Below are 15,493 nucleotides of genomic sequence, written 5' to 3' on the forward strand. Positions count from 1 at the left end.
CCACTCACCCCGGCCCCGGGCCTCCTTGCGCCCGGTCGCCCCGCCTCTCAGTTCCCCCTGCGCACCGCCCCCGCCAGAATCCACCCCTCCACGGACTCGTACTGCCGCCGTTGCTCGTCCGCCTTCCCCCGGCCCGACACGATCGTCCCCAGCCAGCCGAGCAGGAACCCGGCCGGCACCGACACCAGCCCGGGTGTCGTGAACGGGAACCAGTTGAAGTCGGCGTCGGGGAAGGCCGAGACCGGTGAGCCGGACACCAGGTTGGTCCCCGGCATCAGCACGAGCACCACCGCCGAGCCGCCGATCAGCGTCCACAGCAGCCCGGTCCGGGTGTACCGGCGCCAGAAGAGGCTGTAGATGAGAGCCGGGGCGATGGCGGAGGCGCCCAGCGTAAAGGACAGGGTCACCAGTGGCTGCAGGCTGCGGTGCTGGACCATCGTCGCCAGCAGGATCGCCGGGACGCCGACCGCCAGCGCCGACAGCCGTGCCAGCGCCATCTCACGGTGTCCGGACAGCTCCCGTACCCGCGCGGCGAACAGATCATGGGCGAGGGAGTTCGCGCAGGCGAGGATCATGCCCGCGACCGAGGCCAGTACGGTCAGGAAGATCGCCGTCGTGACCGCCGTGAACAGGAGGCTCTCCGCGGTCGAGATGTCCGCGCCGAACGCGGCCCGCGACCCCAGCAGATACGCCGTGTTGCCCTGCGAGTCCGCCGCGGCGATCACCTCCCGCCCGATCAGCGCGGTCGCGCCGAAGCCGACCACCGTGATCACCAGCACGAACAGCGCCACGCTCGACACCGCCCACGACATGGACCTGCGCACCTGACGCGCCCCGGTCGCCGAGTACATGCGCATCGTGATGTGCGGCAGCACCGCGCCACCGAGGACGACCGCGAGCTGGGATGTGATCATGTCGACCCGGGGATACGGACTGCCCGCGAACTGCAGCCCCGACTGCAGGAACGCCGAACCGACCCCGCTCTGCTCCGCCGCCGCGTCGAACAACGCGCCCGGGTCCCAGTCGAACCGCCGCAGCATCATCAGGGCGACCACGGCGCCCGACCCGAGCAGCATCACCATCTTCAGGATTTGGATGAGGGCCGTGCCCTTCATCCCGCCGATCGCCGCGTAGCTGATCATCAGCACGCCCAGCCCGATGACGCAGCCCGTCTTGAGGGCGTCGCTGGAGAACCCCAGGATGAACGCCAGCAATTGCCCGGTCCCCGCCAACTGCACCAGCATCAGCGGCACCAGCGCGGCCAGCGTCACCGTGCACGCCGCGACGCGCACACCCCGCCCCGGCATACGGCGCGCCAGCGCGTCGCCCATCGTGAACCGGCCCGCGTTACGCAGGGGTTCGGCCAGCAGGAACATCAGCAGCATCAGCGACAGAACTGTGCTCAGCGCCAGCACGATGCCGTCGTAGCCGCACAGTGCGACCACTCCGGTCGTGCCCAGCACGGTCGCCGCGCTGATGTAGTCGCCCGCGATCGCCAGGCCGTTGCGCATGGGGGACAGCGAGCTGTAGCCCGTGTAGAACTCGTCCAGGTCGTCCCGGTCCGGGCCCGTCATCACACACAGCAGCAGTGTGATCGTGGCCACCGCGCTGAACGCGACCAGCGACATCGACTGGGCGTTTCCACTGAAGTCAGTCATCGCCCCGTCCCCCTCTTCCCGGCCTCACGCTTGGCGTCCACCTCTGCCTCCTTGCGGATGCGGTCCGCGAGGGGGTCGACGTAGCGGCCGGCCGTGTACTCGTACAGCCATATCGCCAGGCAGGTGACCGGCAGTTGGAGCAGCGCGAGCAGCAGTCCGGCAGGCAGCCCGTCGGCGAGCGTGCTCGTCATGAACCCGGGCGCGAAGGCGGACAGGATCAGGAACAGGGTGAAGTACCCGAGCGCGGTGAGCGTGGCCACGCGTCGCTGCCACCGGTAGGCGGTACGCAGGATCCGCAGATCGCTGTGGTGCCCGAGGGGCGGGTGGTCCGGGGTTCGGTGGCGTGGGGGCGCGGGTGGTTCCGGCGGTATGGGGGGTCGCCAGGGGTACGTGGCGGATGCCGAGGACGTCTGGGGCCGTGAGGGGTGCGACGGTGTGGGGGTCGACGAGTACTGGTCCTGCGGGCGGTACGGGTTGCGCGGGTCGTAGGGGTCGTACGGGGAGGACATCCCGGTTCTCCTTGCGCGGTTCGGGTCCGGTGCGGCGGACCGCAGGGAGGTGGGGGGCGGGCGAGCCACGCACGTTACTTGGGAGTACCGGGAGCGCGCGAGGGTTTCACCAAACTGATCGGTCGGTATGCGCTTACTACGGCATACGCTGCTTGACCTGGAGGGTTACCCCGGTTAACTCGGACTTATGAACCGGCTGTTGCGCTACGAGAGGCGACAGCGGCACTACTTGAGGTGAACCAGCGCCACACTCCCGGGCACTTCGCCCCCACAGTCCAGCCTCCCCCCGAACGCCAGCCGCCGGTCCGTCCGCCGGCGCACCGTCCGCCCCGCCACGACCACGAACTCCACGCCGACCCGCCCTCCGACCGGCACCCACACCCGCGTGCCCGCCACCGGCAGCACGGACCACCCCGCCCCCATCGCCTCCGCCGCGACGGTCACATACCGCCCCGAGTCACCGAAGTTGTAGACGTCGACGGTCATGCGCGTACGGCGGCCGAGGCGGAGAGGGAAGGCGTCGTTTGCTTCGAGGCCCCTTCGACCTCGCGCGTTCCTTCGGCTTGCGGGCCCCTTCGGCCTCGTGGGCCTCTTCGGCCTCGTGGGCCTCTTCGGCCTCGTGGGCCTCTTCGGCCTCGTGGGCCTCTTCGGCCTCGCGGCCTCCTTCGGCCTTGCGGACCGCTTCCCGCCCGGTCAGTGCCCGAGAGGCGAGCGGAGATAGCGGATCCCGGGTCGTCCGCCGACGGTGGTGTCCTCCACGGCGGTGAAGGCGTTGCGCTCCAGGACCGTCCGGGAGGCGAGGTTGTCCAAGGTGGTGACCGCGACCAGGGACGTCAGCCCATACGCCGTAGCGGCCACCCGGCACACCTCGGCGACCGCCGCCGTGGCGACGCCCTTGCCCGCCGCTTGTTCGCCGATCCGGTACCCCAACTCGGCGGATGCGTAGGCCACATCCATCAGGTTGACCCGCCCGACCAGGCTGCCGTCGCCGTCCAGTACGACATGGAAGTGGCAGATCCCGGCGTCCTGTTCGGCCAGCAACGCCTCGTGCCGGGCGGCGAACCCGGCAGGGGTGAAGTAGGCGTCCCCGCGATCCGGGATGGAGCGGGTGAAGTACTCGCGGTTCTCCCGCTCGAAGGCCAGCAGGGCGTCCGCGTGGTCGGCGCGTAGGCGCTCCAGGGTCGGCATGGCGGTCAGGGTATGTCCGTACGACCGGGGTCGCACGGGCGTTTCCGGGGAGGCGACCCCAGGATGACGCCACGCCAGCGGCCCTCGGCCTACTGTCCACGGCATGAACAGATCACGCCTCTTAGCGGTCGCGGCGTCCGCGGCGGTCCTCGCGCTCGGACCGGCTCTGACCCTCCCGGCAGTCGGCGCGGGCACCGCCTATGCCACACCGGCCTCCTCTTCCCCCGCTCCCTCCGCCGCCGTATCGGCCCAACTGCCCCGCCCCACCGGCCCGCACGCCGTGGGCCGCACCACCCTCCACCTCGTCGACTCCGGCCGGCCGGACCCCTGGGTGCCCTCCGCCGGTGCCCGTCAGCTGATGGTGTCCATGTACTACCCCGCCCGCCCGGGCACAGGCGGGCGGACTGCTCCTTACATGACCCTCGAAGAGGCCCGGCACCTGCTGAAGTTGAGGGTGCCGGACGCCACCGTCCCGCCCGAGACAATCTCCGGTGTCCGTACCTGGGCGCACAGTGATGCCCGCCCCGCCCACGGCAGGTTCCCGCTCGTCGTGCTCTCGCCCGGGTTCACGCTCCCGCGTGCCACCCTCAGCGGTCTCGCCGAGGATCTGGCCAGCCGGGGGTATGTGGTCGCGCTGGTCGACCATCCGTACGAGAACGCCGGTACGACCCTGCCCGACGGGCACACGCTGCCGTGCGCCATCTGCGACGAGTTCCCCGAGGTCGGCCAGGCCGTCGTCGAGAGCCGTGCCAAGGACGTCTCCTTCGTGGTGGACAAGCTGACTGGCCGTCATCCGGCCTGGCGCTACGCACGCGTGATCGACACCGAGCGCATCGGTATGGCCGGTCATTCCATCGGCGGCGCCTCCGCGGCCACGACGATGGCGGCCGACCCGCGGGTGCGAGCCGGGGTGAACATGGACGGCGGCTTCCAGACCGAGAACCCCGCCTCCGGCCTCGACGGACGCCCCTTCTTGATGGTCGGGCAGCAGGAGAGGACCCTCGACGACGACTGGAACCAGGCCTGGGCGCAACTGGACGGCTGGAAGCGCTGGCTGACCTTCGTCGGAGCCGACCACGGCTCCTTCACCGACGTACCGCTTCTCGCGGACCTGGTCGGCATCCCGGACACCGCCCCACTGCCCTACCTGCGTTCGCAGGCCCTCACGCGCGCGTACGTCGCCGCGTTCTTCGACCTGCACCTCAAGGGCGTCCCGCAGCCCCTGCTCGACGGGCCGTCGCCGGCCAACCCCGAGGTCAGCGTTCGTCTTCCCTGAGGACGTCTTCCCGAAGCCCCTCTTTCCGAGGCCCGTCTGCTTTGACGTCCTCTTCGACGTCCTCCCTGAGCACCGGGAACCGCCTCGGCGCCAGCAGCAACAGCACCAGGAAGGCCAGCGCCGCCGCGCACGACGCGCCCAGATACACGGCGTGCACCGCGTCGGCGATGGCACGCCGCGTGGCCTCCGGTGCCGTACCGCCGGAATCCAGTGCCCGCGTCACCGAGTCCAGGTCGCTCGCGCCGCCGAGCCGCGCCGCCAGCACGCCGTTCGCCACCGCGCCGAAGACGGCCGCGCCCACGGTCTGCCCCGTCTGACGGCAGAACAGCACCGACGCCGTCGTCGTCCCCCGCTCCGACCAGCCCACCGTCGACTGCACGCCCACGATCAGCGGCAGTTGGAACAGCCCCAGCGCCGCCCCCAGCAACAGCATCAGCAGCGTCGGCTGCCAGGCCGCCCCGGGATACGGCAGAAGGGGAAACGCCAGCAGGATCAGCGACGCCGACCCGACGCCCAGCATCGCGGTGTTCCGGAACCCGATCCTTCGGTACACGTGCTGACTGAGCGCGGCCGACACCGGCCAGCTCAACGTCCAGACGGACAGCACGAATCCGGCCGCCACCGGGGCCAGGCCGAGCACCGACTGGGCGTACGTGGGGAGGAAGACCGTGGGCGCCACCATCAGCAGACCCAGTGCGCCCAGCGCCAGGTTCACCGCCGCGATCGTCCGGCGGCGCCACACCCAGCCGGGGATGATGGGGTCGGCCGCCCGGCGCTCCACGACCACCACGACCGCCGCGAGCGCAAGTCCCGTACCGAACAGGGCGATCGACTGCCCCGACAGCCACGGCCACGCCACCCCGCCCTGCACCAGCGCCGTCAGCAGCACGCCCCCGCAGGCGAACACCGCCAGCGCGCCCGCCCAGTCGACACGCGCACGCGTACCCGTCGTATCTGAGGTGTCCGCGGTGTCCGGGGCCCTGTCGGCTTCCCTGCCCGCCGAGTCCCGGTCCACGTTCCTGTCCGCGCCCGTGGCCCGTCGCGGCTCGTGCAGATGACGCACGATCAGCCACAACGCCACCGCCCCGATCGGCAGGTTGATGAGGAAGATCCAGCGCCAGTCGGCGTACGCCGCCAGGATCCCGCCCAGCCCCGGGCCGGCGACCGCCGACACCGCCCACACCGTGGACAACTTGGCCTGGATCTTCGGGCGTTCCTTGAGCGGGTACAGATCGGCGGCCAGGGTCTGGACGGTGCCCTGAAGAGCACCGCCGCCCAGCCCCTGAACGATCCGGAACGCGATCAGCGCCGCCATGTTCCAGGCCACCGCGCACAGCAGCGAGCCCAGCAGGAACAGCGCCGCACCCGCGATCAGCACCGGCTTGCGGCCGAAGGTGTCGGAGAGCTTGCCGTAGACGGGGAGGGTCACGGTCACGGCCAGCAGGTAGCCGGAGAAGAGCCAGGAGAAGACGGAGAAGCCGCCCAGGTCACCGACGATCTGCGGTACGGCCGTGGAGACGATGGTGGAGTCGAGTGCCGCCAGCGCCATCGCGAGCATCAGGGCCGCGACAACGGCTGCTCGCTTCTCTGATCCGGTGCGCTGTGCGGTGTCGCGTATCGCGGGTGTCGTACTGCCCACCGGGTTCCTTCCCCTTCGGTTTCCCGTGTCGGGTTTCCGTGTTGATTTCCCGTATTGGTTTCCCCGTGCATCTATCTGCCGCGAACAGCTTCCCACTTGACCCTCACGTCGCGGGAGGGTGGAGCCTGGATGCGTCCGACGGGGGAGACAACCCCTAGAAGTCCTCCACCGGTGGGAGGACAGCCCCTAGGGGTACCTCCGTACTAGGGCTCGGGGCGGCTTCGTACCGGCGGAGGATGAGACATGACCCGGCTCGTCCATAGCCTGGCTGTACGCCGCTGGGGGGCGGCTGACCGAACCCACGGGGGTGGGGTTTTCCCCAGCACAAGACGGGGCTGAGCACCAGCGCGCCGGACCCGTTCCCGCCGCGAGACTGACCGTCGTATCAGTTCTCGTGGTTCACCCGCTGCACGACGGATCCACCTGTTGAACCACCTGTTTCATTCATTGACCGACATAGGAGACATACCGTGACATCGGCTGTGACCATTCCCAGGCACGGGGGCACTGGAGGGCGTACGGCCGTTGCCGCGCGGGCGCGGCAGGTCGTCAAGGCGTACGGGTCGGGGGAGACCCGAGTCGTCGCTCTCGACCATGTCGACGTGGACATCGCGTGTGGGCAGTTCACCGCGATCATGGGCCCCTCGGGGTCCGGCAAGTCCACGCTGATGCACTGCCTCGCCGGGCTCGACACCGTCACCAGCGGTCAGATCTATCTCGACGAGACCGAGATCACCGGCCTGAAGGACAAGAAGCTCACGCAGCTGCGCCGGGACCGGATCGGCTTCATCTTCCAGGCGTTCAACCTGCTGCCGACGCTCAACGCCCTGGAGAACATCACGCTGCCCATGGACATCGCCGGCCGCAAGCCCGACAAGCAGTGGCTCGCGCGCGTGGTCGACACAGTTGGACTTTCCGACCGACTCAAGCACCGGCCCACCCAGCTCTCCGGAGGCCAGCAGCAGCGCGTCGCCGTCGCCCGTGCCCTGGCCGCCCGACCGGAGATCATCTTCGGTGACGAGCCGACCGGAAACCTCGACTCGCGCGCGGGGGCCGAGGTGCTGAGCTTCCTGCGCAGGTCGGTGGACGAGCTCGGGCAGACCATCGTGATGGTCACGCACGACCCCGTCGCCGCCTCGTACGCGGACCGTGTGCTGTACCTCGCCGACGGCCGCATCGTCGACGAGATGTACAAGCCGACCGCCGACGCCGTCCTGGACCGCATGAAGGACTTCGACGCGCGGGGGCGTACGTCATGACCGTCCTGAAGACCTCGATGCGCAACTTCTTCGCGCACAAGGGGCGGATGGCCCTGTCGGCCGTGGCCGTGCTGCTGTCGGTGGCCTTCGTCTGCGGCACCCTCGTGTTCACGGACACGATGAACACCACCTTCGACAAGCTCTTCGCCGTCACCTCCTCCGACGTCACCGTCAGCCCGAAGGACGCCGAGGATGAGGACGACGGCGCCGGTACGGGCCGGCCGGTCTCGCTGCCCGCCTCCACCGTCGAGCAGGTCGCGGCCGTCGACGGCGTCAAGAAGGCGGAGGGCGCGGTCGGTTCGACGAACGTCACGGTCGTCAACTCCGAGAACAAGAACATGGGTTCCTCCAACGGCGCGCCCACCTTCGCCGGCAACTGGACCCGGAACGACCTGAAGTCCATGGAGATCGCCTCCGGGCACGCCCCGCGCGGGCCCACCGAGGTCATGGTCGACGCGGACACCGCCGACAAGCACGACCTCAAGCTCGGCGACGAACTGCGCACCATCGCCGCCACCGGCGACATCCGCGCGCGGATCGTCGGCATCGCCTCCTGGAAGGTGACCAACCCGGGAGCGGCCGTCGTCTACTTCGACACCGAGACCGCCCAGCGCACCCTGCTCGGCGCCACCGGCCGCTTCACCCAGGTCGCCGTCACGGCGGCGGCCGGCGTGAGCGACGCGCAGCTGAAGCGGAACGTCGCCGAGGCACTGGACGGCGCGTCCAGCGGGGCGTCCAACGGGGCCTACAAGGTCCAGACGGCCAAGGAGACCGCCGACGAGAACCGCAAGGACGTCGGCGAGTTCATGGACATCATCAAGTACGCCATGCTCGGCTTCGCCGGGATCGCGTTCCTGGTCGGCATCTTCCTGATCATCAACACCTTCTCGATGCTGGTCGCCCAGCGCACCCGCGAGATCGGCCTGATGCGGGCGATCGGCTCCTCGCGACGCCAGGTCAACCGTTCCGTGCTGGTGGAAGCACTGCTGCTCGGCTTCGTCGGATCGGTGCTGGGCGTGGGCGCCGGTGTCGGTATCGCCGTCGGCCTGATGAAGCTGATGTCGATGGCCGGCATGAACCTCTCCACCGACGACCTCACGGTGAAGGTGACGACCCCGGTGGTCGGCCTGGTCCTCGGCGTAGTGGTGACGGTGCTGGCGGCCTACCTGCCCGCCCGCCGTGCCGGCAAGGTCTCCCCGATGGCCGCCCTGCGCGACGCCGGAACACCGGCGGACGGCAAGGCCGGCTGGACCCGGGGCCTCATCGGACTCGTCCTGACGGGCGCCGGCGCCTTCGCCCTCTACACGGCCGCCACGGCCGACAAGGCGAGCGACGGCGCGCTGATGCTGGGCGGCGGCGTGGTGCTGTCCCTGATCGGCTTCGTGGTCATCGGCCCGCTGCTCGCGGGCGGCGTGGTCCGGGTGATCAGCGCGGTCCTGCTGCGGGCCTTCGGCCCGGTCGGACGCATGGCCGAACGCAACGCCCTGCGCAACCCGCGCCGTACCGGCGCCACGGGCGCCGCCCTGATGATCGGCCTCGCACTGGTGGCCTGTCTGTCGGTGGTCGGCTCCTCGATGGTCGCCTCGGCGACGAGCGAGCTGGACAAGTCGGTGGGTGCGGACTTCATCGTCATGCGCGGCCAGCAGATGATCGTCCCGGGCGCCGAGAAGGCGATGCGGCAGACGCCGGGCCTGGAGCACGTCACCCGCTCCAAGGAGGTCCACGCCACGCTGACCTCACCGGACGGCAAGACCGACGACACGGGGCTCACAGCGGCCGACCCGACGTACGCCGAGGACCTTCGCCGCACGACCACGGAGGGCACCCTGTCCGCCGCCTACGGCAAGGACGCCATGTCGGTCGGCTCCGACTACGCCACCAAGCACGGCGTGCACGTCGGCGACACCGTCACCGTCGCCTTCAAGGGCGGCGAGACGGCGAAACTGAAGGTCGCGGCCATCACGGACGACGACACCTCCTTCGACCAGGGCGCGCGCTACATCAGCATCGAGACGCTGCAGAAGTACCTCCCCGCCGACCGGATCCCGCAGAGCCAGATGCTGCTCGGCAAGGCGAAGGAAGGCCAGGAGGAGGCGGCGTACGCGGCCCTGAAGAAGTCGCTGCACGACTATCCGCAGTACCCGGTCCGCGACCAGACCGACTACAAGCAGGAGCTCAAGGACCAGATGGGCCAGCTCCTGAACATGATCTACGGCCTGCTGGCCCTGGCGATCATCGTGGCGGTCCTGGGCGTCGTGAACACCCTGGCCCTGTCGGTGGTCGAGCGGACGAGGGAGATCGGCCTGATGCGCGCGATCGGCCTCTCCCGCCGCCAGCTGCGCCGCATGATCCGCATGGAGTCGGTGGTGATCGCCCTGTTCGGCGCCCTGCTCGGCCTGGGTCTGGGCATGGGCTGGGGCGCGACGGCCCAGCGGCTCCTGGCCCTGGAGGGCCTGAACGTCCTGGACATCCCGTGGCCGACGATCATCGGGGTCTTCATCGGCTCGGCGTTCGTGGGACTGTTCGCGGCGCTGGTCCCGGCGTTCAGGGCGGGCCGGATGAACGTACTGAACGCGATAGCCACCGAATAGCCACCGCACACGGGGGTTGCGGGGGACGGGCCCGGTCCGGAGGCATTGCCTTGCGGACCGGGCCCAAGGCCGTCACCGCCGCTTGAGGAGTACGACTCCCTGGACGTTGCCCTCGACGGTGTACCGGGCCTCGGGGTGGAGGGAGGCGACGTAGGCCTCGACGTCGCGGTAGCGCCTGCGGGAGTTGTCGAGGGCGATGAAGTCGGGGTTAATGCCGCGCGTAGTGCTGATCCAGAAGACGCGGCAACGTGAGGTGAGCCGGCTGATCGGCGCGATGTTCGCCTCGACGGAGGCGCCGTCCGGAATCTCGGCCAGCAGCCGCTCGATCGCCGTCACGCGCGCGGGCTTGCGATAGATCTCGCTCTCGCTCAGGGAGGCCAGCGGCAGCGAGGTCGTGAGCGCGAGGGAGGCCGCGGCGACGGCGGCGGGCAGGTGCCGGGCGTAGGAACGCAGCCACGCGCGTGTGCTGTCGCGGGAGCCGTCGAGGGCATCGACGAGAGCGAGGGTCACGACGGGCATCAGGACGGCGCTGTAGTGCCAGTCGATGCCCCAGTACTGCGGATAGGAGGAGACGAAACGCCAGCCGATGGTCGGCAGGGCGACGAGGAGGAGCGGGGACCGCAGGGCGAGCAGTCCGGTGGTGGGTATCAGCAGCCACCCGACCGTGCGGAGCTTGGTGTCGAGCCCGTCGAGCGGCCCGCCGCCCCCCGACTCGTTGACCTTGTTCCAGTAGTCGTAGGTGCCGGCGCTGTTGAAGCTCGGTATGACCAGCAGCAGGGTGACGGCGACGGCCACCACGCCGAAGACGGCGACGCCGGTCGCGTAGCGGGCGGCGCGCGGGGAGTCACCGCGTGCGCGCAGGGCGACGACCACGGCGATGGCGGCGAGCGTCATCCCCAGGTCCTCCTTCACGAGGACGAGGGGCAGCGCCCAGAGCAGAGCCGCACGCCAACGCCGGGCGAGCAGCGCCTCAAGGCTGAAGGCGATGAGCGGGACGGCGAAACAGATCTCGTGGAAGTCGAAGTCGACGGCCTGCTGCAACCCCCAGGACAGCCCGTACGCGACACCGAGCGCCAGCCCACGCGCCCGCCCGAGCAGCCGGGCGGCGGCACGGGCGACCGGGACCGCGGACAGGGCGAAGAGCGCGGCCTGCGCGACGAGGAGGGTGACGGGTGAGGGGAAGATCCGGTACAGGGGCGCGAGGAGGACGGTGACAGGGCTGAAGTGATCGCCCAGGATGTTGAACCCGGGGCCCTTGAGATCGGCGATGGGCGCCTGCAGATGCGCGTACGCCCGGATGACCTGCTCGAAGATGCCGAGATCCCACGACTTCTGGCCCAGATGCCGGTAGCGCCCCACGGAGACGATCGCGTACCCGACGAACAGCGCCGCGGCCAGCAGCCATGGATCACGCCGGCCACCGTCGGACCGCTCTTTCCCCGAGGAGCGGGACGTGTTCTGCACCGGTATGTGGGGCTCCGTGGAGGTGTCCTTGGTCGTGGACGTGGCGGAGGTGGGCATGAGGGGACCTTACGCGGTGTACATGCGTGGCCTTGACCCGCAGGGGGGCACGGCGTCCCCGACCCGGGACGCCGCCCGTGCAGACGCCGTACAGCAGAGATCCGGCGTTATCCACAGGCCCCGCGTCCGCCCGCGCAGCGACGTACGCTGGAAGACCCCGGCCCGTTACCCGCGTCGGGCCCTTCGTGTTGCCCACCCCGGACGGAAGCGCCCCCGAATGAGCCTGCACGGTCTGCTCGACGCCGTAGTCAAGGACACCGCCCTCGCGGAAGCGATCACGGCGGCCGCAGACGGCAACCGCATGCACGTCGACCTGGTCGGCCCCCCGGCGGCCCGCCCGTTCACGATCGCCGTCCTGGCCCGCGAGACCGACCGCCCGCTCCTCGCGGTGACGGCGACGGGCCGGGAGGCCGAGGACCTGGCGGCAGCCCTGCGCTCCCTCCTCCCTTCGGAGGGCGTCGTGGAGTACCCCTCCTGGGAGACACTTCCGCACGAGCGCCTCAGCCCCCGCAGCGACACCGTCGGCCGCCGCCTCGCGGTGCTCCGCCGACTCGCCCACCCCCGTACGGACGACCCCGAGACGGGCCCGGTCTCGGTCGTCGTGGCACCCGTCCGTTCGGTCCTCCAGCCCCAGGTCAAGGGCCTCGGCGACCTCGAACCGGTGGCCCTGAGGACCGGCCAGACCGCCGACCTCAACGCGATCGTGGAGGCCCTCGCGGCCGCCGCGTACGCGCGCGTGGAGCTCGTCGAGAAGCGCGGCGAGTTCGCCGTACGAGGCGGCATCCTGGACGTGTTCCCGCCCACCGAGGAACACCCCCTGCGCATCGAGTTCTGGGGCGACGACGTCGAGGAGATCCGCTACTTCAAGGTCGCCGACCAGCGCTCCCTCGAAGTCGCCGAACACGGCCTGTGGGCCCCGCCCTGCCGCGAGCTCCTCCTCACCGATGACGTACGCACACGCGCGCGTGCCCTCGCCGAGCAGCACCCGGAGCTGGGCGAACTGCTCGGCAAGATCGCCGAGGGCATCGCGGTCGAGGGCATGGAGTCCCTGGCGCCGGTCCTGGTCGACGACATGGAGCTGCTGCTCGACGTCCTGCCCAAGGGCGCCATGGCCGTCGTATGCGATCCGGAACGGGTACGCACGCGTGCCGCCGATCTCGTGGCGACGAGTCAGGAGTTCCTCCAGGCGTCCTGGGCCGCCACGGCCGGCGGCGGCGAGGCGCCCATCGACGTCGGCGCGGCCTCCCTGTGGTCCATCGCGGACGTACGCGACCGCGCGCGCGAGCTGGACATGATGTGGTGGTCGGTGTCGCCGTTCGCGGCCGACGACGAGCTCGACGCTGACACCCTGAAGCTCGGCATGCACGCGCCCGAGTCCTACCGGGGCGACACCGCGAAGGCGCTCGCCGACACCAAGGGCTGGCTCGCCGACGGCTGGCGCACGGTCTTCGTGACCGAGGCCCACGGCCCGGCGGCCCGCACGGTCGAGGTGCTCGGCGGCGAGGGCGTCGCGGCGCGCCTGGAGGCGGACCTGGAGAAGATCTCCCCGTCGGTCGTCCATGTGGCCTGCGGATCCATCGACTACGGCTTCGTGGACCCGGTGCTCAAGCTGGCCGTGCTGACCGAGACCGACCTGTCCGGGCAGAAGGCGGCCGGCAAGGACGGCGCCCGCATGCCGGCCCGGCGCCGCAAGACCATCGACCCGCTCTCCCTGGAGACGGGCGACTACATCGTCCACGAGCAGCACGGCGTGGGCCGCTACATCGAGATGGTGCAGCGGACCGTGCAGGGCGCCACGCGCGAGTACCTCGTCGTCGAGTACGCCCCCGCCAAGCGCGGCCAGCCCGGCGACCGGCTCTACATCCCCACCGACCAGCTGGAGCAGATCACCAAGTACGTCGGCGGCGAGGCACCCACGCTGCACCGCCTGGGCGGCGCCGACTGGACGAAGACGAAGGCGCGGGCCAAGAAGGCCGTCAAGGAGATCGCCGCCGACCTGATCAAGCTCTACAGCGCGCGTATGGCGGCGCCCGGGCACGCCTTCGGCGGGGACACCCCCTGGCAGCGCGAGCTGGAGGACGCCTTCCCGTACGCCGAGACGCCCGACCAGCTGACCACCATCGCCGAGGTCAAGGAGGACATGGAGAAGTCGGTCCCGATGGACCGCCTGATCTGCGGCGACGTCGGCTACGGCAAGACGGAGATCGCGGTCCGTGCCGCCTTCAAGGCCGTCCAGGACGGCAAGCAGGTGGCCGTACTGGTCCCCACCACCCTGCTGGTGCAGCAGCACTTCGGGACGTTCTCCGAGCGCTACTCGCAGTTCCCGGTCAACGTGCGCGCCCTGTCCCGCTTCCAGACCGACACCGAGGCGAAGGCCGCCCTGGAGGGCCTGCGCGACGGCTCGGTCGACATCGTCATCGGCACGCACCGGCTGTTCTCGTCCGAGACCAAGTTCAAGGACCTGGGCCTGGTCATCGTGGACGAGGAGCAGCGCTTCGGCGTCGAGCACAAGGAGCAGCTGAAGAAGCTGCGTGCGAACGTCGACGTGCTGACGATGTCCGCGACCCCGATCCCCAGGACCCTGGAAATGGCGGTCACGGGCATCCGCGAGATGTCGACGATCACCACTCCGCCCGAGGAGCGCCACCCGGTCCTGACCTTCGTCGGCCCGTACGAGGAGAAGCAGATCGGCGCCGCGATCCGCCGCGAACTGCTGCGCGAGGGCCAGGTCTTCTACATCCACAACCGGGTCGAGTCCATCGACCGTGCGGCCGCCCGCCTGCGCGAGATCGTCCCCGAGGCGCGTATCGCCACGGCTCACGGCCAGATGTCGGAGCAGGCCCTGGAGCAGGTCGTCGTCGACTTCTGGGAGAAGAAGTTCGACGTCCTGGTGTCGACCACGATCGTCGAGTCCGGCATCGACATCTCCAACGCCAACACCCTGATCGTGGAGCGCGGCGACAACTTCGGCCTGTCCCAGCTGCACCAGCTGCGCGGCCGGGTGGGGCGGGGAAGGGAGCGCGGATACGCCTACTTCCTGTACCCCCCGGAGAAGCCGCTCACCGAGACCGCCCACGAGCGCCTCGCCACCATCGCCCAGCACACGGAGATGGGCGCGGGCATGTACGTCGCCATGAAGGACCTGGAGATCCGAGGCGCCGGCAATCTGCTGGGCGGCGAGCAGTCCGGTCACATCGCGGGCGTCGGCTTCGACCTGTACGTCCGGATGGTCGGCGAGGCGGTCGCGGACTACCGCGCCTCGCTGGAGGGCGGGGTCGAGGAGGAGCCGCCCCTTGAGGTCAAGATCGAGCTCCCGGTCGACGCCCATGTCCCGCACGACTACGCGCCGGGCGAGCGGCTCAGGCTGCAGGCCTACCGCTCCATCGCCTCCGCCAACACGGAGGAGGACATCAGGGCCGTACGAGAGGAACTCGCCGACCGCTACGGCAAGTTGCCCGAGCCGGTGGAGAACCTCCTCCTGGTGGCGGGGCTGCGGATGCTGGCACGCGCGTGTGGCGTCGGCGAGATCGTCCTGCAGGGCAACAACATCCGCTTCGCACCGGTGGAGTTGCGCGAGTCCCAGGAGCTGAGGGTCAAGCGGCTGTACCCGGGCACCGTCATCAAGCCGGCGGTGCATCAGGTGCTGGTGCCGCGTCCCAAGACGGCGAAGGTGGGCGGGAAGCCCTTGGTCGGGCGGGAGTTGCTCGGGTGGGTCGGGGAGTTCCTGGCGTCGATTCTGGGGTCGTGAGGCCGGAGGGTTCCGCGGGTCCTGCGGGGCGTGTCGTAGCGGCGGGTTCTGTGCTGCCGGCGGTTCCTGCGGGCCTGCGGATCCTGCAGCCTCTGTGGTGCCGG

General features: G+C 70.2%; 10 protein-coding genes. 4 read left to right on the forward strand and 6 right to left on the reverse strand.

The window, feature by feature from the left end; translation table 11 throughout:
- Nucleotides 1-47: 47 nt before the first annotated feature.
- The 4 genes from POF73_RS13190 to POF73_RS13205 all read right to left on the reverse strand — a co-directional run bounded on the left by POF73_RS13190 (nt 48) and on the right by POF73_RS13205 (nt 3,355).
- Nucleotides 48-1,658 (reverse strand): sodium/solute symporter, encoded by a 1,611-nt coding sequence (locus POF73_RS13190; RefSeq protein ID WP_272114870.1) that lies wholly within the window; start codon nt 1,656-1,658, stop codon nt 48-50.
- Nucleotides 1,655-2,167 (reverse strand): DUF485 domain-containing protein, encoded by a 513-nt coding sequence (locus POF73_RS13195; protein WP_272114871.1) that lies wholly within the window; start codon nt 2,165-2,167, stop codon nt 1,655-1,657. Before POF73_RS13195 ends, POF73_RS13190 begins: the two co-directional genes overlap by 4 nt.
- 225 nt (nt 2,168-2,392) lie before the next feature.
- A complete protein-coding gene (locus POF73_RS13200) occupies nt 2,393-2,653 on the reverse strand; it encodes a hypothetical protein (protein WP_272114872.1) in 261 nt (86 codons plus the stop codon).
- Between the two features lie 207 nt (nt 2,654-2,860).
- Complete coding sequence (locus tag POF73_RS13205; RefSeq protein WP_272114873.1) at nt 2,861-3,355, reverse strand: GNAT family N-acetyltransferase; 495 nt, start codon at nt 3,353-3,355, stop codon at nt 2,861-2,863.
- Between the two features lie 103 nt (nt 3,356-3,458).
- On the opposite strand from POF73_RS13205, the gene POF73_RS13210 reads away from it, so the two are divergent.
- Entirely contained in the window at nt 3,459-4,631 is a 1,173-nt protein-coding gene (locus tag POF73_RS13210) for an alpha/beta hydrolase family protein (protein ID WP_272114875.1), read from the forward strand.
- Here POF73_RS13210 and POF73_RS13215 read toward each other — a convergent pair.
- Nucleotides 4,612-6,270 carry an MFS transporter gene (locus POF73_RS13215; protein WP_272114876.1) on the reverse strand — a complete coding sequence of 553 codons (1,659 nt, stop codon included), beginning with the start codon at nt 6,268-6,270 and terminating at the stop codon, nt 4,612-4,614. The genes POF73_RS13210 and POF73_RS13215 overlap by 20 nt on opposite strands.
- 470 nt (nt 6,271-6,740) lie before the next feature.
- Between POF73_RS13215 and POF73_RS13220 the strand changes: the two genes are divergently transcribed.
- Nucleotides 6,741-7,529 (forward strand): ABC transporter ATP-binding protein, encoded by a 789-nt coding sequence (locus tag POF73_RS13220; protein WP_272114877.1) that lies wholly within the window; start codon nt 6,741-6,743, stop codon nt 7,527-7,529.
- Complete coding sequence (locus POF73_RS13225; RefSeq protein WP_272114878.1) at nt 7,526-10,120, forward strand: ABC transporter permease; 2,595 nt, start codon at nt 7,526-7,528, stop codon at nt 10,118-10,120. The genes POF73_RS13220 and POF73_RS13225 overlap by 4 nt, the downstream gene beginning before the upstream one ends.
- A gap of 72 nt (nt 10,121-10,192) precedes the next feature.
- On the opposite strand, the gene POF73_RS13230 is transcribed toward POF73_RS13225, so the two are convergent.
- Nucleotides 10,193-11,641, reverse strand: coding sequence for a DUF2079 domain-containing protein (locus POF73_RS13230; RefSeq protein WP_272114879.1), 1,449 nt, complete (start codon nt 11,639-11,641; stop codon nt 10,193-10,195).
- A 217-nt stretch (nt 11,642-11,858) separates the two neighbouring features.
- Here POF73_RS13230 and mfd point away from each other — a divergent pair, with 217 nt between their 5' ends.
- Nucleotides 11,859-15,389: a transcription-repair coupling factor gene (gene mfd, locus POF73_RS13235; RefSeq protein WP_272114880.1), complete on the forward strand. Its 3,531-nt coding sequence runs from the start codon at nt 11,859-11,861 to the stop codon at nt 15,387-15,389.
- The last annotated feature ends 104 nt before the right edge of the window (nt 15,390-15,493 follow it).

Origin of the sequence: Streptomyces sp. HD, assembly GCF_028369295.1 — a bacterium.
Lineage (GTDB): Bacteria > Actinomycetota > Actinomycetes > Streptomycetales > Streptomycetaceae > Streptomyces.

Bases quoted from the DNA above. Each gene is read 5' to 3' on its own strand.
- POF73_RS13200 (WP_272114872.1), bottom strand. From the start codon at position 2,653: ATGACCGTCGACGTCTACAACTTCGGTGACTCGGGGCGGTATGTGACC.
- POF73_RS13195 (WP_272114871.1), bottom strand. From the start codon at position 2,167: ATGTCCTCCCCGTACGACCCCTACGACCCGCGCAACCCGTACCGCCCG.
- mfd (WP_272114880.1), top strand. From the start codon at position 11,859: ATGAGCCTGCACGGTCTGCTCGACGCCGTAGTCAAGGACACCGCCCTC.
- POF73_RS13210 (WP_272114875.1), top strand. From the start codon at position 3,459: ATGAACAGATCACGCCTCTTAGCGGTCGCGGCGTCCGCGGCGGTCCTC.
- POF73_RS13230 (WP_272114879.1), bottom strand. From the start codon at position 11,641: ATGCCCACCTCCGCCACGTCCACGACCAAGGACACCTCCACGGAGCCC.
- POF73_RS13205 (WP_272114873.1), bottom strand. From the start codon at position 3,355: ATGCCGACCCTGGAGCGCCTACGCGCCGACCACGCGGACGCCCTGCTG.
- POF73_RS13190 (WP_272114870.1), bottom strand. From the start codon at position 1,658: ATGACTGACTTCAGTGGAAACGCCCAGTCGATGTCGCTGGTCGCGTTC.
- POF73_RS13225 (WP_272114878.1), top strand. From the start codon at position 7,526: ATGACCGTCCTGAAGACCTCGATGCGCAACTTCTTCGCGCACAAGGGG.